Here is a 19,162-nt window from a genome sequence, read left to right on the forward strand (position 1 = left end):
CTAAAAAGGACAGACAATCCTAAATTCTATACTTTTTTCTGTAACAGGGTGGGTTAACTTTAGCCAATGTGCATGCAGCTGTAATCGAGAAGCCAATGCAAGGGCCTCTGAGTGGGCGTACAGCTTATCGCCTAAAATTGGGTGGTCTAAACTTAGCATGTGCACCCTTAATTGGTGAGAGCGACCTGTTACAGGCGTGAGCGCAACGCGACTAACAGTATGCTGTTTGCCACTATGTTCCTGCATTACGCTGGTTTGCTCTAGTACTTTGTATTTAGTTAACGAGGGTTTGCCGCGCTCAAAATCAACCATTTGTTTTGGCCTATTGGGCCAGTCACAAATTAAGGGTAAGTTTACTTCACCCGTTGGTTGTTCAAATTCACCGAAAACACGTGCGATATATTGCTTTTCAGTTAACCGGTCTTGAAATTGTCGACTAATATGGCGGTGTGCAGCTTTATTTAGCGCCATAATTAAAATGCCAGAGGTTGCCATATCTAAACGATGCACAATTGTGGCTGTTGGCCACACTTTGCGTACTCGTGTTTCAAGGCAGTCTTTATGATCTTCATGCTTACCGGGCACACTCAATAAGCCGCTGGGTTTATTTAACACAACAATATCATCGTCGTGGTAAACAACATCAAGGTACGGATTAGTGGGAGGTGAGTAATTCAGTAATGCCATGGTCATTCTATACGCTAAATTGGGAGCAGAAGTGTACGTTTTTTAGTATTAAATGCAAGTTATCTTATTCGTTGAGTGATGGGTTAGGGTAGTGCAGTTTTGGTGATGACGAAGTAAAGTAATAAGTAGCGCTGACTAAATAGCGCTACTTATTAAGGCTCAGGTTACTTCTGATGACTAACCACAATTAAACGAATCGCATCTAACTTCAATTGTGCGCTGTCGATAGCACTTAATAGTTGGCTTTGCTGATTCGCAATAAAGTCGATTTCTTCGTCACGAATATTAGGGTTTACTTGTTTTAGCGCGTTTAGGCGTGCAATTTCTTGTTCTAGAGAGTTGTTCATTGCAGATTTAGCATCTTGCTGAATCTGTTCCATTTGCTCACTAGCTAAAGTTTCACCTTTAGCAATCAGTGGGTGAATTGCAGGTTGTAATGCGTTAACTAATTTTGAACCCGTTTGACGACCAGTAGGGCTTAGCTGTCGGTTAAATTGATCAAAACTAACGTTATTCGATAAATTGTTTCCACCCTTATCAAGCAGTATACGAATTGGGGTAGGTGGTAAATAACGGCCAAGCTGTAGTGCTTTTTCGGCTGATGATTCAGCAACAAAAATTAGCTCAACAAAGAATGTGCCTACTGGTACGGCTTTGTTGTTTAACAAGGCGACTGAGCTATTGCCTAAATCTTCCGTTAATACTAGGTCAAATGTCCCTTGTACCATTGGATGATCCCACGTTAAGAATTGAATATCTTCTTGTGATAAGGCCGTGTTACGGTCGAATGTTACGCTGACTCCATCGTCTTTTAACCCTGGGAAGCTTGGTACTAACATGTGTTCTGACGGCTGCAAGATAATGGCATTATCGCCCTTATCTTCTTGATTCACGCCATATACATCAAACATTTTAATCATAAATTGCGGCAGCAAAATATCATTGTCTTGTTTGCTTATTTCATTTGCTAACGCCATGGTGTCTTGATTGCCTGACGAGTTTATTTCAAGCAGTTTGTCACGACCTTGCTCTAGCTGCGCTTTTAGGTCTGCATTTACGGCGTGGGTACTTTCTACCAAATCCAGCAACGCTTCATCATCAAACACATTCGCAGCTAAATGTTCTAATAGTGACTCTTTAAATTGTTCAAAAATTTTATGGCCAGTATTTGCAGTATGCTCAAATGCATTTAAACCATCACGATACCACTTTAACAGCTTTTCTTGTGCCGTTTGCTTGAAATACGGTACATGAATTTTTACTGTTTCAGTTTGGCCGATGCGGTCTAGGCGACCAATTCGTTGTTCTAGTAAATCTGGATTGAGTGGTAAGTCGAACAACACTAAGTTGTGCGCAAACTGGAAGTTACGACCTTCAGATCCTATTTCAGAACATAAGAGCACTTGCGCCGCATCTTCTTCTTTCGCAAAGTAAGCGGCAGCTTTATCACGCTCAAAAATACTCATCCCTTCATGGAAAACAGCAGCTTTGATCGCTTCTTTTTGGAATAACGTTTGCTCAAGTGTTAATGCGGTTTGTGCATGAGCACAGATCACTAATACTTTTTCGTATTTGTTTTCTTTTAAGAATGAAATTAACCATTGCACGCGTGGGTCGAATTCGGTCCAACTCGCAGCATCACCTTCAAAAGACTGATAAATTTGCTCAGGAAATAAAGCTTGGTGCGCTTTTTTAGTCACGTCCTGATTAGCATTTAATGATGCAGTTACGTTAATAGCTGTGGTGTACTGTTTCGGTAATTCAAATTCGTGCGCTAACAATTGACGTTCAGGGAAGCCTTCTACACCACTACGTGTATTTCTAAACAAGATGCGTCCGGTACCGTGACGGTCAAGTAATTGATCAATGAGAGATTGCTTCGCTGTATGCACATCTAGTGCGTCTGCACTGTCACTAGTAACTAATGCCAGCTCGTTACTAATGTCTGTGCCGTTAAGCATGTTGCTGATGATAGTTAGTTCATCTTGGCTTGGTACATTGTCGCTAAGCAGGCTATTAGCCGCATTCGCTACTTCACGATAATGACTTTCTTCTTCAACAAACTTGTCATAATCGTAAAAACGATTTGGGTCAAGTAAACGTAATCTAGCAAAATGACTTTCGTGACCTAGTTGATCTGGTGTGGCGGTTAATAAAATAAGTCCAGCCGTTTCTTCTGCAAGGGCTTCCACACGACGGTATTCAGTGCTTGGCTTGTCATTAGACCATTCTAAGTGATGCGCTTCATCAACTATGATCAAGTCCCACTGTGCTTCTAAGGCTTGCTCAAACCAACGCTTTTTCTTTGTTAGTAGCTCTAAGCTAACTAAAATAAGTTGTTCGGTTTCAAATACATTTGGTGCATCTGCATAAGCTTCATTACATCGTTCATCATCGAAAATTGAAACGCGTAAATTAAAACGACGTAACATTTCAACTAACCATTGATGCTGAAGTGTTTCTGGCACAATAATCAATACGCGTGAAGCAAGGCCTTTAATGAGTTGTTGATGTAAAATCATACCGGCTTCGATAGTTTTACCTAGCCCAACTTCATCTGATAATAAAACACGTGGCGCATAACGTTTACCTACTTCTTCAGCAATATGAAGCTGATGAGGAATTAAACTAACACGCGGGCCAACAAGTCCTTTTAATGCTGATTGCTGTTGAGCATATTGTTGCTGCCAGCATTGGTAACGTAACGTGTACCAGTCGAAACGATCAATTTGACCAGCAAAAAGACGATCTTGTGGTTTATTAAACTTAACAAAGTGATCTAAAAACGTTTCTTTAAGAATCGCTTCTTCTTCAGTTTCTGTATTAATGCCGTGATAAGCAATTAGCCCATTACTTTCTTCCACTGAACTGACTAATAGTGACCATCCTTCTGCACTTTTAATGGTGTCACCAACATTGAACATTACACGGGTAATAGGGGCTTCGGTTGACGCGTACAATCGCGACTCACCTGAAGCAGGAAACAATAATGTGATCATGCGGCCTTCAATTGCCACTACAGTACCTAGTCCTAAATCGGACTCTGTATCGCTTATCCATCGTTGTCCAAGTGTAAATTCAGCCAATGTGTTCAACCTCTCAATGGTAATCAATTTTGTCATAAAAAAAGGGCGGCTATGGTACAGATATTCGGCTACCTCAGCAAGGACAACACTTGCTTTTTTTGGTGTTAAAAGTATTGACTTTTAAGGACTTCATAATGCCGTTAGGTTTTTCTACAAGCCGCTGCTGAAGAGCCTAAATTAAAGTATCTTCAAAAGTTTACCTGCCCATACACAGTAAATACGGCGTGCGCGTAAAGCTGCTTATTAATTTTTTATAAATCTATTGATTTTAAAGTGGTTTTTTTATTGCTGTTACATAAAGTTCATAATTCTATGCATAGACAATTAATCTAAACTACGCTTAATATAGGTTGTATGCCCACTTTATTCGAAGATGTACCTCCATCTTTTTGGGTATAGATACATCGATAGATGTGTGGTTATCGACCGTATACCGACATTCGTGTGAGGCTTATAAGCATAGAAAAAAAACACGAATTTGCGAATATTTTACGCAGGAGCGAACCTATGGGAAGTAGCGCAATATCAGTTTTACCCGTCGAAAAAAAAGTCTATGTACTAGACACCAACATTCTTCTACACGAACCCTTTGCCTTTTTATGTTTCCAAGAGCACGACGTTGTAATACCAATGACAGTGCTTGAGGAACTTGATCACATAAAAGACAGAAAAAAAGACGTTAGCAGAGATGCTCGTATCGCGATTCGTGCTTTAGAAGATATTCTTAGAGATGTAACACCAGAACAAATGTTAGCAGGTGTAGAGCTGCCGCAAGAGCAGCAGGCTGGCAACAAAGGTGGACACCTTAAAATTCTAAACGACCATCACTTAGAGGATCAAATATCTGGGTTACCCGGCAACGAAAATGATCATCGTATTATTAATACGGCACTTTTTTTACAGGAGCAAAGTAAAGGCGCAAACGTAGTTTTAGTGACGAAAGACATCAACATGCGATTAAAAGCCAAAGGTGCTGGGCTTGAGCGTGTAGAAGACTATCGAACTGACCAACTGATTGATGATGTACGATTTTTAACGAAAGGCTACGAAAAAGTCACTGGTGACTTTTGGAAAACAATAAAACGGTGCGACAGTGAAACAATAGGGCGTGAGACATACCACACCGTGAATAAAGATGTATTACCGAGTGTGTTTATTAATCAATACGTGGTTGACGAAGCAAAACAATTTGCAGGGCGTGTTACCCGAATTGAAGATAAAGACGTGACTATTTTAGACTTAGGTTACGATCGTTTAATGGGGCGTACCGCATGGGGTATAACGCCAAAAAATGTATACCAAGCGATGGCGTTAAATGCGCTATTAGACCCTACCATTGAACTTGTGGTTTTAACCGGGCCTGCAGGGTGTGGGAAAACCTTACTTGCACTTGCTTCGGCGCTCGAACTTGTAATCGAAAAAGGGTTATATGACAAAGTAATAGTGACCCGAAACACGCCTGAAATAGCTGAGTCGATAGGCTTTTTGCCCGGCACGGAAGAAGAAAAAATGGCGCCATGGTTAGCTGCTATTACTGACTCATTAGAAGTGCTTCATAAAAATGATGAAAACCCGCATAGCAGCTTAAATTACATAATGGATAAAGCGAATATTCAGTTTAAATCTGTTAACTTTATGCGAGGGCGAAGTATTCAGAATGCCATTGTTATTCTGGATGAAAGTCAGAACTTAACAGCATCACAATTAAAAACCATTATTACTCGTTGCGGCGAAGGAACTAAATTAATTTGTTCGGGAAATTTGGCTCAAATTGATAGCAGTTACTTAAGTGCTGTGACCTCTGGTTTAACTTACATAGTTGAAAAATTTAAAAATTTTGAAGGAAGTGCCACCATTAACTTAAATGGTGTAGTGCGCAGCCGACTCGCATCGTTTGCGGAAGAGCATTTATAAATTTTAAAGATGAAAATATAAGGTGCATTATTACAATAGGAGTAATAATGCACTTTTAATGTCTAATGAAACAAAGAGGGATCACTGCAACCCATCCATATTGGTAATGCTTAAACTACATTGCAGACCTGCTACTTCAACATTGCTTGTAATTAACTCGAATGTATCTGCTTGGCGCGGGCCTATGTGAGTAGGCACTATTTCATCTTTGTATATAAAGGAGGTAGGGGAGGCGTTATCTACAAAAATATTTAATATTTTGCCATCGTATTGCCATTTAGCTTGTTGTTTCACGGTTTCGTAATCGCCATTAATAAAGATGTCTGTTTCAATTAAGGCACTGCCATTTCTTGAAAACTGCACTAAACCACCTTTTTTACCACAAGGCTTTGAAATTAAAAAAGCTGGGGGATAATGTTGCCTGTTTTTGGCATTTCGGAGGTATAAGCCAATATTATTTTTAGTATAAAACTGCTTATTTTGGCCGAGATTATTTTCTTGTTGAACGGAAATGCCAGATTCGCTGAGTACTTTTTTAATATTAGTTAGTGCACGTTCGTTTTTTAAAGAAGGGCTATAAAGTAGTGCGGTATCTTCAAAATAACTTGGGATTGAAAAGTCGACAAGGCTTACTTTGTACCCTTCTTGTTCAAGTTGAGAAGTGATACTTGTTACTTTTTCTTCTGAATAGCCTTCATTCGCGATATGAACATGAACGCTTGAACAGCCTGTGAGTATTAACAAGCAGCTAAGAAATACGCTTTGAAAATATCGTTTATTTAAACTGTGATTGGCCATGGTGCTATATTAGGGCACGCCCTAGACTCCTTTTTAATAAATATTCATTCTTTACTGACAAGCAAGACAGGCATACTAACTATATAAAAGGTATAAATAAAGTTGGAAAATAAACCTAGGCTGCTACACTCAATAGGCTACAGAGTTGCTTAATTTAAACAGGATTAATTGCAGTGAAGCTGATTGTACTCTCGCGTTACAATAAGTTTGTTTTTACCAGTCATTTACTCGTGCTGTGTTTTTCTTTTTTGATAAGTTGGCTGCTCTATCAAGATAGCTTAAGCGAAATTACAAAACACCGACAAGCACGCCATCATATGTTGAGCCAACAAATTGATGCTTATATCCAACAAAGTATTAAGTTTATTGGTAGCGCACGTGACTTTTCTTCTCGGTTTTTAGTTTCAAATTCACCACATTCATATAACGCTGCTTCATATACCTCCTTGCCACCAAGCTCGTTGCCTGAAAGGCAGGGTGATGCTGGTAATTTAACATTACTTGGTAGTTTAATCGGTTTAGCAGACGAGCGAAGAACAGAGTTAAATATCAACAGTCAGCTACAACTGGTGAATCAATTAGACAGTGCATTTAATGCAGGTATGCAACTAATTGGTGCTGCGTCGGGCTTTTACTTTTTATCTAATGATCGATTTGCCTATCATTACCCGTGGCTAGCTTCTTCAAAGTGGCAAAATAAAAGCGCATTTTCTCATTTTGATAGCTTTAAAAAGGCAATACCTCAAAATAATGCTAAAGGCGATATTTACCTCACTCAACCTGCTATTGATCAATCAAATAACACCTATTCAATGTCTGTTGGTGGTCCAATATACGCAGATCAAACCTTTATCGGCGCTATAGTGGTCGACATTTCGTTGAGCTACATCAGCCAGATTATCAATGAGTACAGTGCTAACAAAGGATTTTACGTTGTAATTGATGAGTACGAGCATGTTATCGCGCATCCTCGATTTGCGTCACAAATACCATTAGAAGTGCATAGGTTGTCAACGTTACTACCAGATGATTTAACCGCTGCAAGCGTGTTAAGCGGCTTGCAAAATGATGATAGGCAGGTATTTGTTGATGGGTATGTGATTGAATATAGCCAGTTAAAGAAAACGCCGTGGACGGTGTTTTATGTGGAGCCATATCATACTTTTTTACTGCCTATGATTGCTCGTTTTAGTTTGATGTTTATTGCTGTGGCTGCGGTACTGCTATTACTGACTTACTGGGCGCAATGGCTAACGAAGAAATATTTTATAAAGCCTGCTGCTTTGCTAGTGAAGCACATTGAGCATGCTTCGATTGGTATATCAAAGTCGTATCAAGATTTACCGCCAGGCTGGGTAAGCTGGTTTGATAAAGTGAACCAAGCGTTTAATGAAAACAGAAAGTTACTTGGCTTCTTGAAGGCGCAGAATCAGGAGTTAGATTCATTAGTCGCGCAAAAAACGCAAGAGTTACAATATAGCAATCAAGTTAAAGAGCGTAACTTAGCGTTACTACGCTCAATTATGGATACGATTCCTGATCATATTTACTTTAAAAATATTGATGGCAGCTACTTAGGCTGTAACAAAGCGTATGAAGAGTTTATTGGAGAAAAAGAAGAGCGTTTGGTGGGGAATACTTCCTTTGAATATTTACCACACTCTCAAGCACAAGAAATTACAGAGTGTGAAAATGAGGTCTTAACTCAGCAAGTGGTGCTGCGTAATAAGCGAATTCAAACGAGTCATCAGGCTATTCAAGGTATTTACGATACTCTTCATATGCCTTTTTATAGTAATAATAATGAATTACTAGGTTTGGTATGTATTGCACGAGACATTACGCATCAAGAACAAACCATTCAAGCACTGAAACAAAGTGAAATTCGTTTCCGTTCTGCGATGGAATATGCCGCAAATGGGGTGCTATTAGTTTCGCCATCGTTTGAGCTAATTCAAGGAAACAAAGCGTTAAGTAAAATGCTTGATGTTGATATTGTTGAATATGAAGGGGCGTTGCTTTCAAATATTTTGCCCAGAGGTATTGCCATACAGTTACAAATTGAATGGCTTACCTTATTTGATAAAGGCAATGAAGCGGTATTCTCGCAATTACCTTTGCATTTGAAGTCTGGCGAAACGATATGGCTACAAATTAGTGCCGCGTTAGTTTGGGATAGTGAGCATAAGCCATTGTATTTTATTGCTCAAATTCAAGATATAAGCGACACCAAACAAGTTGCCATAGAGTTAAAACAAGCAAAAGAACAAGCAGAAAAAGCCAGTATGGCAAAAGGCGCATTTATTGCCAACATGAGCCATGAAATTCGCACCCCAATAAATGCCGTACTTGGCATGCTGCAATTGCTTCAGACTACGGATTTAAATATTAGACAGCTGGATTATATTGAAAAATGCACCAGTTCTGCGACTAGCTTATTGGCCATTATCAATGATGTATTAGACTTTTCAAAAGCAGAAGCGGGTAAGCTTGTGCTTAAACAAGTTTCTTTTAATCTATCAGATGTTGTGCAGCGTGCTTTTGTACTATCAAATTATGAAATCATGAAAAAAGGTTTATTTACGGATTTCAACTTCGCTAAAAATATGCCAATTGAGGTGAAAGGGGATCCAGTTCGTTTGGGGCAAGTATTCATCAATTTAATCACTAATGCTGTTAAATTTACCCCGATGGGGTGTATTACATTAAACACAGAATTTGAACAATTGGATGAGCGTCAAGGCATATTCACTTTTCATATTAGGGATACGGGGATAGGCATACCTGAAGATAAGCATGAACAACTATTTGATGAGTTTTCACAAGGAGATAGTTCATTAACCCGTGAACATGGCGGTACAGGCTTAGGGCTTTCAATATGTCGTAAACTAGTTGAGGTGATGGGAGGTGATATTTCTTTCACAAGTGAAGTGGGAAAAGGAAGTTGCTTTACTTTTAATGTTCGTTTAAGTATTGAACCAAGCAAACCGCTTTCATTGCCATCAGGTGTTAACTCTGTGTCCGTTTTTTGCGCTTCTCAGCAGCTAGTCGAAAGTATTCAAAATAAGCTCACATTATGTGAAGTCGAACAAATACATCTCATTGAAAGTCAAGACGACCTACTTAATCAGTTGTCTGATGTCATCATTATTGACTGTGAAAAAATGCGTCAAATGATGCATTTAGATACTGAAACGGTAGAGCAAATTAATAACAACAGTATTTTGCAACCCATCAATACAGAGTTTGGTATAGATGCTGGCATTAGCATTTTCAAGAGTTTTCCTATTATAGATGTGCCATTTTGTCATTTTTGCTTACTTAGTAGTTGGCACAATGAGCCTCGGCTTTTATCTCCTAAACTGTCAGTTATAGGAAATGCGAAGTCCACCCATTACAGCCACCTTAATGTATTGGTAGTTGAAGATAATGCAATTAACCAACAAGTGGTGTTACATTTACTAGAAGACTTGGGCGTAGCACCAGTGGTTACCCATAATGGGGAAGAAGCCGTTGAAATTGTAGGGAAAATTAAGTTTGATTTGATCATAATGGATATTCAAATGCCAGTTATGGATGGTATAACTGCAACAAGGCTGATTAGAAAAAAATATGATAAAGATGAGCTAACAATTGTATCAATGACAGCGCAATTAGGTGATGAAGAAAAGCAAACATGTTTAGATGTAGGTATGAACCAGCATTTAACAAAACCAATAATGAAGCAAGACTTGATAAAACTACTGGATTCAGTTAATCAGGCTAAACTTAGTAATGATCAAATGCAGATTATTGATACTGAGTTCGGGTTGGCTCAATTTGCTAATGATGAGAGTGTTTATCAAAGCTTGTTATTAAAGTTTGTTGAGAGTTATCAATTCGTTGATCAAGAATTAATTGAAAAGTATGAGCAGGGTGCTACTGATCAAGTTATGCATAGCACGCATACCATAAAAGGAATTTCAGGTAATTTAGGGCTAAAGCGACTAAAGCATGAAGCACAATTAATTGAACAAGAAATAAAAGCGCATTACCAAGAAAGTGCTAACACAAGTAGTAAGATGACCACTGGTCACTCACTTTCTTTCGATGCATTCTCAGATGCTTTAAACGTTACTATTGCAGAAATTCAGAGTTATACAGTCTTTGATATTGATAAAGGGTAATTGAATGATAACACGACACGCTGACACCATTCTGATAGTTGATGATGAACCTACCAATATCAAAGTATTAGGACAACTGTTGTCAGAGAGTTATCGTGTTAAAACTGCCATTAAAGGGCAAACCGCATTAGACATCGTATTTTCAGATGATCCGCCTGATCTCATTCTACTTGATATAAAACTGCCAGACATCGATGGCTATCGGGTTTGTCAGTTATTAAAACATGATGAGCGTAGCAATAAGATCCCAATTATTTTTATTACAGGTCTCGACTCGCCAGAAGACGAAGCAAAAGGGTTGGCACTAGGCGCGATGGATTACATTCGTAAACCTTTTAATTTGCCTATTGTTATGGCTCGTGTGAACAATCAAATGCAATTGAAAAGAAAAACAGACATGCTTGAGCAGCTTATTTCAATTGATAGCCTTACCGAGATCCCAAATAGACGTTCATTTGATCAAATCATTGAAAAGGAATGGCGCAGAGCTTGCCGTAGCGGACAACCCATTGCAATCATCATGATGGATATTGATCACTTTAAACAATTTAACGATCATTATGGTCACAGAGAAGGGGATGATTGTTTAGTAAAAGTTGCTCATGCTTTGCAGGAAAACTGTAAGCGCGCAGGTGACTTTATTGCTCGCTACGGTGGAGAAGAATTTGTAGCCATTCTTACTGAGACGAGTTTGGATGATCTAGAGCATGTGGCAACCGGATTTAAAGAAGCCATCCAAAACTTGGGTATTACACATGAGCATTCGTCTACGTGTTCGTCAGTGACAATTAGTCTTGGTGGTGCCGTCGCTATTGCTGATGAGAATGGTTCATACGAAGCGTTGATCAATCAAGCGGATAAAATGTTGTACTTGGCAAAACAGCAAGGCCGAAATAGAGTGGTGATTGCACCCGAATTGGTTTTATCGGAAAAGTCATCCACTTCCCCATGATTGCTTGCCTTAAGCATTACAGAAGCTCATAAGAAAATTGACCTGAATCTAGGTACATTTTAGATTGCTCCGCCACTTTTCCATACGGCAAGGTAGCTGGTCCTGTGGGTTCTACAAGTAAATATTCACTTCCTTCAATCACAACGGTGTCATCACCTTTAACATGTGGAAGTTGTAATCCTAATAATGCATGGTTGGGAATATAAATAATTGCTACAGATAATTGTGGAAATGCATTTTTCATGAGTGACGCCATAAGCACGGATTTACTGTCACAGTCTCCCAAATTATCACTTAGCAATTTTAGTGGCGGCGAGAAACCTGCACCACTGGTTTCAATTCGCGAGTCTAGCTTTGAATAAGGTATCGTTTGAATAAAGCCTAAAATGTATTCTACAAGTCCTTTAGTTGTGATGCTTGGAAATTTTTTGACTAACTCTTTTGTGAGTGGTTGCAGGTCATCTTTGCTTTCAGTGGCGAAGCGAACATGATCAGGTTTTACTCCGGCTTCACCAAGTGGTGTTTCAAATCGAATGTAATAGTTTTTTTTCAGAAAGTCAGTTAGCGCTTGTTCTCTAGCTACTTGCAGGGCTTCCATTGTGGACTGCTGCAACTCTTCACTCTTGCTAGTAACACTGATCTCGATAGTGTTCATTCTGCGAGTAATTTCCGCTTTGGCTTCTCTTGGGTTAAGTTTTGATGCTGTTCTTTCGAGCGCTTTATGAATATGTCGCGTTGCAGAGTAGGGCTTATAGTTTTTGAAATTGCGAAACTTGCTGTTTATTTTTTTGTTATCAATCGAAAAGTTAAAATTTTGAGTTCTGCCATGGGTGTCAATCCACGAGTATTTAAAGCTAGTAAGCGTACCACCCCGTTCTTTATCAAATAGGAGTTGTTCTGCACAGGCCGAAGCAGTGCAAATGCTAACTAACATAATTGATATTAAGCGTATTAAGTGAGCGTACATACTGAATGATAAAATACGTTAAATAAATAGCAGATATTTATACTTTTTCCGTTCAATGACAAAGTGACTCTGTAAATAATGATTCCTAAAACTATAAATTGAGATAGCAGTAAAAGCCAATTTTCTGTCTTTTACTGTGTAGACTGTTTTACTTGCGCCGTATTGAAGTCAGCTTTTTCAGTCACTTATCGTAAACCTGTGCTTCCAGTCGCTTAGGTATATACTTAAATATGAGTCTCGACTTTTTACTTAAGTTGTGAAAAATTAACGGTATGGAACAAATAGAAATTTTCAATATACCTAGCCCTTGTCGGAATGTATGTCAGACCGACAATAAAGGTTATTGTTTAGGCTGTATGCGTAATCGCGATGAACGTTTTTATTGGAACCAATTATCTGACGCTGATAAATTAAAAGTATTAAAGTTGTGCAAATTACGGAAAAAGCGGAGATTGGCCAAACAAATTTCACACGAAAATTCATCCGATGAAGAACAGCTACAAGGTTCACTGTTTGAGTAGTGGAAAAGTAACTATTACATTTTAAATCAAGTGCTTAGCTTGCTTTTAAATCGCCACTACAGTCTTTTTAAATATTGAGCTATAATACGTGCCCTTTTTAAATTGGAGTATCGGAATATGGCTCGCGCTTTTATTCTTGTCACAGATGGTTTTGGTATTGGTCATGCGCCAGACGCTGAGCAGTTTGGCGATGTTGGTGCAAATACCTTTTTGCATTTAAAAGAAAAGTTTGAACAGGCTGAGCAGCGAGAACTTGATATACCGGTACTTACAAAGTTAGGTTTAATGAAAGCGGCCTCAGGTGCAGCTAATCAAACCGTAACCAATCAATATGCTGACCAACCTGTTATTGGTGCATGGGGCTACGCAGCAGAAATTTCTAGTGGTAAAGATACACCAAGTGGGCACTGGGAAATGATGGGTGTGCCTGTATTATATGATTGGGGTTATTTCCACGAAAAACAAAACAGCTTCCCTCAAGAGTTTATTGACGCATTCTGTGAAAAAGCGGGCGTAGATGGCATTTTAGGCAACTGTCATGCTTCAGGCACTGATATTATCAAGCGACTTGGCGAAGAGCATAACGCAACGGGCAAGCCTATTTGCTATACCTCTGCTGACAGTGTATTTCAAATTGCCTGTAATGAAAGTCACTTTGGTTTAGAGCGTTTATACGAAATATGTGAGATAGCTTACGAGCTATTAAAGCCTTATAACATTGGTCGTGTTATTGCGCGTCCATTTATTGGTGAAACCGCATTAGAGTTTGAGCGAACAGGAAACCGTAGAGACTATTCGGTATTGCCGCCAGAACCTACCTTATTAGATAAAGCTGCCGAAAATGGCCAAGAAGTTGTAAGTATTGGTAAAATTGCTGATATTTATGCGCATCAAGGGATCACGCAAAAATTTAAAGCCACGGGCTTAGAAGCGTTAATGGATACCGCACAGCAACAAATTACTGATGCGCCAGATAAAAGTATCGTGTTTACTAACTTAGTTGACTTTGATCAGAATTTTGGACACCGCAGAGATCCAGTAGGCTTTGCCCGTGCCCTAGAGTATTTTGATGGTCGTCTTGGTCATTTTATCGATGCAATGCATGAAGATGACTTGCTCTTTATTATCTCTGATCATGGTTGTGATCCAACTTGGCCAGGCACCGAGCATACTCGTGAATTTGTGCCTATGCTTGCTTATGGTAAAAAGATAACTGCTGCCGAGTTAGGCCATAGAAAAACATTTGCTGATTTAGGGCAAACATTAGCTGAATTATTTACATTATCACCGATGAATCACGGTGAATCGTTTTTAAAATTAATAAACACCAGCAACCATTAAACGCTGGGTTTGGAGAATAGAAACTTATGTCTACACCTCATATTAGTGCTGCAAAGGGCGAATTTGCTGAAACGGTTTTAATGCCTGGTGATCCGCTCCGCGCAAAGCACATTGTTGAAACTTTCTTTGATGATTACAAAGAAGTCACTGCAGTAAGAAATATGTTCGGGTATACCGGCACATACAAAGGTAAAAAATTAAGTGTTATGGGTTCTGGCATGGGCATTCCTTCAATGTCTATTTATGCGACCGAGTTAGTGACACAATATGGCGTTAAAAACTTAATCCGTGTAGGCAGTGCTGGTGGTGTATCATCAGACATTAAGCTTCGTGATGTTGTTATTGCCATGGGTGCAAGTACAGATTCAAATGTAAATCGTATGCGTTTAGCGGGTCACGACTTTGCTGCTATCGCAGATTACAACTTATTGCAAAGCGCAGTTGAAGCAGCAAAAACGCACAACATTGATGTAAAAGTGGGTAATATCTTCACTGCTGATTTATTTTACACTCCAAATAGTGAAATATTTAAGTTAATGGATGAGCGTGGCATTTTAGCTGTAGAAATGGAAGCTGCTGGCTTATATGGTGTTGCTCAAGAGTTTGGTGCTAATGCACTTGCTATTATGACGATTAGTGATCATGTAATGACAGGCGAAGCAACTTCAGCTGATGAACGTCAAACCTCTTTTGATGACATGGTTAGAATCGCACTAGACGCAGCGATTACTCTGTAATTATCAGTTTTCTGCAATGAGCCTTTATGTTGTATGTGATGTAAAGGCCATTAATTTCTCTTCATTAGTAAATCTAGGCAACATATAGGCGAGCAGTATGGCCCAGTTATACTTCTATTATTCGGCGATGAACGCCGGAAAGTCCACTAACCTTTTACAGTCTGCGTACAATTACCGTGAGCGTGGAATGGAAGTTAGTTTATACACCGCCGCAATTGATGATCGATTTGGTGTAGGTAAGATAAGCTCTCGTATAGGCTTGGCAGCTGATGCCAATTTGTTTGATTCAAAGACTGACTTTTGGGTTGAAATACACTCACAACTAGAAACATCAAAAGTTGATTGTATCTTAATGGATGAAGCGCAGTTTTTAAGTCGTTCTCAAGTTAAACAATTAGCTAGAATTGCGGACCAATTAAATATCCCAGTATTGTGTTACGGGCTTCGTTCAGACTTTTTAGGTGAACCGTTTGAAGGCAGTAAGTACCTACTAACTTGGGCTGATAAATTATCTGAAATTAAAACAGTTTGTCATTGTGGGCGAAAGGCAACGATGGTATTGCGTGTTGACGAATCTGGCCAAGCGGTCAAAGACGGTGAACAAATAGAAATTGGCGGCGACTCACGCTATGTTTCAGTGTGCAGAAAGCATTACTACTCAGAAATCTCTGAATAAAAAGCGCGTTAAGCGCTTTTTTTCGGCTAGCCAGCTTTAGTATGCTAATTTGGGGCTTCGAGCGTTAATTTGTATTTATATTTAATGCGGGTATTTGGATCATATGTCCATTCAAGCCCTTGCTTTAATATCTTATTCGCTTCATAAACTCTGCCAGAGCGTTTATATAAGTTGTGCAGCTTTGCATAAGCTTCGTGAACATAAGGCGCCATGTCGATGGTTTTTTTATAAAACTTAATTGCTTTAGTAAAGTGTTGCTTATTTTCTGCCTGCAATGCTTGCTCATACCATGTGTATGGATTTGGGTCATCCAAAAACTCAAGTTTGCTCTCTATCTCTGAGGCTTCGTCAAACCTGTTCTGTGATAATAGTAGAGTAGTGTAGTTGTTGAGTAACCTAATGGAGTTAGGGTGTAACTTAATGCCCAATTTATAGATCGTCTCAGCGGTTTTGTTGTCATTTTTTCGTTTATGCAGAATGGCAAACAAATTAAGTGTTTCAGCATTGTTTATATCGTATTGATTTGCTTTGGCCGTATAGGCATAGGCGAGATCTAATTCATTTTCAATAAGGTATTCAGAAGCGATATTGCGATAATAGTGCGCTATAAACTTCTCAAAAGAGAGTTTACTGCCTGTGTAGTCAGCCTGCTCTGGGAAGTAATCTATAATGTAGCCTTGCCGAAATGAGAAAAAAGAGTCTTCGTCTATTTTGTCATTTGGATCATATAATATGGTTTTAACATGTGAAGAAGAGAAGATAATATTTTTTTCTTTACTAAAAACCGGAAAACGAGAAACTTTACGGTATTCAAATTCTAAATTAACTAACTGAGCGAGTGCGGTAGTAATCATCGCTAAGCTCATGCAGTTACCTTCATTTAATCGCATGGCCTTACTTGGCATATAAGTTTTGTCGTAATAATTAAATGACGACATTTGTGATTGTAGAAAGTCATAGATGATTTTTGGTGGCGCTTTCTCTTTTGCTAACCATTTATGGTAATAGACAAAAAAATCTTCAACTTGCTCTGGTGTTAACTCTAAAATTTCATCAGATGAGGGGACAATAAGGTGGTTAGTTGAAAATAATGAATTATTTATCGGAATTATGGTGTGTTGACTAGAAGAGGTTGTCGCTGTGTTTGTACCTGCGCAACTTATTAGCAATAAACAGGTGGACAGTGTAAGTAAATTAAAAAAAACTTTTTTCATAAAATGTCATTCTTCCTTGAAAATAAGTAGGCAGCCTTTAAGCCGCCTCTAATAAACTAAATGATAATCATGTTAGGTTTAATTCATCATTTGATGAGTTTGTAGAAGTTTCCCTTTTTCGTTTTTAAGGCTTGCTGTTACTTTTGCTTTATCACCAGTTAATTCAATATTCACTAAACCATAATTCAAGCTCACCACGGCATTCCCCACTCTATGTTTGTTGGGGGCGGCAGGGTAAACTTTAGCGTCTAGGCCGCTTGAGCTAACTTCCCAAAGTGTTGCGCCATTTGTGCTCTGAAGCTTTGAAAACTCTCCCCTGTGTACGTCACCACTCAGTAATAATATCTTTTCTGATGGTTTTTCTGCTAATAAATTTAGAAGCTTTGTACGTTCATGCGGGTAATTCGCCCACGCTTCCCAACCTGTAAATTCAGGTATAACTTGAATACTGCTTACAATAATGCGTATTTTAGCTGGGCGTGTTAATTGCTCTTCAAGCCATTGCCATTGTTCTTTTCCTAGCATGGTTTTTTTCGTATCAACGGTAGGAGAAAAAGGCCCGAGCTTTTTTTGTTGTCTGATATTTTCTGGCTCATCAGAAAGCTCGATTGTATCTCGGTACCAACGAGTGTCCAGCATAATAATTTGTAGTTCGTTATTCTCACCAAGATAAATGACATCTTGAATGCCACGAGACGGTTCATACAGTTCAGAGTTTTTAGGAATATTAAAGAAGTCTAGCAATGCTTTTTTTGAAGCCTGTTTACCTTTAAAGTGTTTTCCACCATCAGGCTCACCATAGTCGTGATCATCCCAAGTTGCATAAATAGGAAAGCGTTGCTGAAATGCTTTAAAGTTGCTATTACTACCAAGTTGTTCATAAGTGGCTTTAATGATTTTTGGGTCGTGGGTATCATGGTATACATTATCTCCCAACATAAGCATTAAATCGGGTGTGTCTTTAGCGATGGCTTGCCATATAACTTGCTCATTACTTTGTTTCGCGCATGAACCAAAAGCAATAGTGAATGTTTGAGTTTCTTTTGCGTTAACCGTTATTTGAAGTTGGAGTACTGCTATTATTGAAATTAAAACCAATGATTTAAATGTTCGGAAGGATAAAAGCATAGGGGATAAGGAGAGCTTCATTACAGTATGTAGTCCATAATCAGTTTGAGAGTAATAATATCAATCGTAGCCAGCAATCTGGTGATATAAGACTGCTTAGAACAATAACGCATAAAGCTTGACTGATATAATTGTAAGTATTCATAGTATTATAATCATTGAAAAAGGCGAAATGCTAGCAAGAAAAGGAGATTTCTAGACGCTATTTAAGCCTTAAAGAGCTTAAGTTTTAATGGTTTCAAAAAAATAACGATAAAAACTATCATTTATTGTAGGTTTTTTATTAAGTTTTACTGTTTTTTTTGCGATAATACGCGCGTTTTTAGTTTTGATAAGTGAATCCCTTGAAAACCACTATACTCGCAATAACGGGAGCATCGGCTTCTGGAAAAAGTTTATTCTCATCGACAATATATCGAGAGCTGGCTGATGAGCTAGGCAAAGATAGAATTGCGATCATTTCAGAAGACTCTTACTATAAACGTCAAGATCATTTGTTGCTTGAAGAAAGAATCAAGACAAATTACGACCACCCTGATGCGTTTGAGCATGATCTTCTATCACAGCACTTGCAAGACCTGCGTGGTGGTAAATCGGTTGAAGTACCACAATATTGTTACAAAAGCCACAATAGAACAGAAGAAACTAATACCGTTAAACCTGTGCAAGTTTTGCTAGTTGAGGGTATCATGTTGCTGACTAACCCACAGTTAGTGTCTCAATTTGATATTAAAGTTTTCATGGATACGCCACTTGATATTTGCTTAGTAAGAAGAATTAAGCGCGACATGGAAGAGCGAGACAGAAATTTTGACTCGGTAGTAGAGCAATATATCCATACCGTTAGACCAATGTACAAAGCGTTTATTGAGCCATCAAAGCAACATGCAGATGTGATTGTAACGCGCGGTGGACAAAATAGAACTGCTATTGAAATCCTCAAAGCAAAAATCAGACAACTTCTGAATCAATAAG

The 19,162-nt window shown here is 38.7% G+C and carries 14 protein-coding genes; 8 read left to right on the plus strand and 6 right to left on the minus strand.

Annotation, left to right across the window (positions count from 1 at the left end; genetic code table 11):
• On the minus strand, positions 1–687 hold the full coding sequence (gene rluA / locus HUU81_RS04645; RefSeq protein ID WP_199611097.1) for a bifunctional tRNA pseudouridine(32) synthase/23S rRNA pseudouridine(746) synthase RluA: 687 nt from the start codon (positions 685–687) through the stop codon (positions 1–3).
• A 164-nt stretch (positions 688–851) separates the two neighbouring features.
• Positions 852–3,809: an RNA polymerase-associated protein RapA gene (rapA, locus tag HUU81_RS04650; protein ID WP_199611098.1), complete on the minus strand. Its 2,958-nt coding sequence runs from the start codon at positions 3,807–3,809 to the stop codon at positions 852–854.
• A 471-nt stretch (positions 3,810–4,280) separates the two neighbouring features.
• Here rapA and HUU81_RS04655 point away from each other — a divergent pair, with 471 nt between their 5' ends.
• Positions 4,281–5,687, plus strand: coding sequence for a PhoH family protein (locus HUU81_RS04655; RefSeq protein WP_199611099.1), 1,407 nt, complete (start codon positions 4,281–4,283; stop codon positions 5,685–5,687).
• Between the two features lie 81 nt (positions 5,688–5,768).
• On the opposite strand, the gene HUU81_RS04660 is transcribed toward HUU81_RS04655, so the two are convergent.
• Positions 5,769–6,485 (minus strand): hypothetical protein, encoded by a 717-nt coding sequence (locus HUU81_RS04660; RefSeq protein WP_199611100.1) that lies wholly within the window; start codon positions 6,483–6,485, stop codon positions 5,769–5,771.
• A 173-nt stretch (positions 6,486–6,658) separates the two neighbouring features.
• On the opposite strand from HUU81_RS04660, the gene HUU81_RS04665 reads away from it, so the two are divergent.
• Positions 6,659–10,651 (plus strand): ATP-binding protein, encoded by a 3,993-nt coding sequence (locus HUU81_RS04665; RefSeq protein ID WP_199611101.1) that lies wholly within the window; start codon positions 6,659–6,661, stop codon positions 10,649–10,651.
• Between the two features lie 4 nt (positions 10,652–10,655).
• On the plus strand, positions 10,656–11,603 hold the full coding sequence (locus tag HUU81_RS04670) for a GGDEF domain-containing response regulator (protein ID WP_199611102.1): 948 nt from the start codon (positions 10,656–10,658) through the stop codon (positions 11,601–11,603).
• A 16-nt stretch (positions 11,604–11,619) separates the two neighbouring features.
• Here HUU81_RS04670 and HUU81_RS04675 read toward each other — a convergent pair whose 3' ends face one another.
• Positions 11,620–12,537, minus strand: coding sequence for a hypothetical protein (locus HUU81_RS04675; RefSeq protein ID WP_199611103.1), 918 nt, complete (start codon positions 12,535–12,537; stop codon positions 11,620–11,622).
• Between the two features lie 305 nt (positions 12,538–12,842).
• Between HUU81_RS04675 and HUU81_RS04680 the strand changes: the two genes are divergently transcribed.
• The 4 genes from HUU81_RS04680 to HUU81_RS04695 all read left to right on the plus strand — a co-directional run bounded on the left by HUU81_RS04680 (position 12,843) and on the right by HUU81_RS04695 (position 15,845).
• Entirely contained in the window at positions 12,843–13,091 is a 249-nt protein-coding gene (locus HUU81_RS04680; protein WP_199611104.1) for a DUF1289 domain-containing protein, read from the plus strand.
• Positions 13,092–13,208: 117 nt separating this feature from the next.
• Positions 13,209–14,432, plus strand: a complete 1,224-nt coding sequence (locus HUU81_RS04685) for a phosphopentomutase (RefSeq protein ID WP_199611105.1) — start codon at positions 13,209–13,211, stop codon at positions 14,430–14,432.
• 26 nt (positions 14,433–14,458) lie between these two features.
• Positions 14,459–15,169 carry a purine-nucleoside phosphorylase gene (deoD, locus tag HUU81_RS04690; RefSeq protein ID WP_199611106.1) on the plus strand — a complete coding sequence of 237 codons (711 nt, stop codon included), beginning with the start codon at positions 14,459–14,461 and terminating at the stop codon, positions 15,167–15,169.
• A gap of 97 nt (positions 15,170–15,266) precedes the next feature.
• Positions 15,267–15,845 carry a thymidine kinase gene (locus HUU81_RS04695; RefSeq protein WP_199611107.1) on the plus strand — a complete coding sequence of 193 codons (579 nt, stop codon included), beginning with the start codon at positions 15,267–15,269 and terminating at the stop codon, positions 15,843–15,845.
• A gap of 44 nt (positions 15,846–15,889) precedes the next feature.
• On the opposite strand, the gene HUU81_RS04700 is transcribed toward HUU81_RS04695, so the two are convergent.
• Together HUU81_RS04700 and HUU81_RS04705 are read right to left on the minus strand one after the other, a co-directional pair.
• A complete protein-coding gene (locus HUU81_RS04700) occupies positions 15,890–17,059 on the minus strand; it encodes a hypothetical protein (protein WP_199611108.1) in 1,170 nt (389 codons plus the stop codon).
• A 78-nt stretch (positions 17,060–17,137) separates the two neighbouring features.
• Positions 17,138–18,208, minus strand: coding sequence for an alkaline phosphatase D family protein (locus HUU81_RS04705; protein ID WP_199611109.1), 1,071 nt, complete (start codon positions 18,206–18,208; stop codon positions 17,138–17,140).
• A 323-nt stretch (positions 18,209–18,531) separates the two neighbouring features.
• On the opposite strand from HUU81_RS04705, the gene udk reads away from it, so the two are divergent.
• On the plus strand, positions 18,532–19,161 hold the full coding sequence (udk, locus tag HUU81_RS04710) for a uridine kinase (protein WP_199611110.1): 630 nt from the start codon (positions 18,532–18,534) through the stop codon (positions 19,159–19,161).
• Position 19,162 lies beyond the last annotated feature (1 nt).

The organism is Flocculibacter collagenilyticus (genome assembly GCF_016469335.1).
GTDB classification, from domain to species: domain Bacteria; phylum Pseudomonadota; class Gammaproteobacteria; order Enterobacterales; family Alteromonadaceae; genus Flocculibacter; species Flocculibacter collagenilyticus.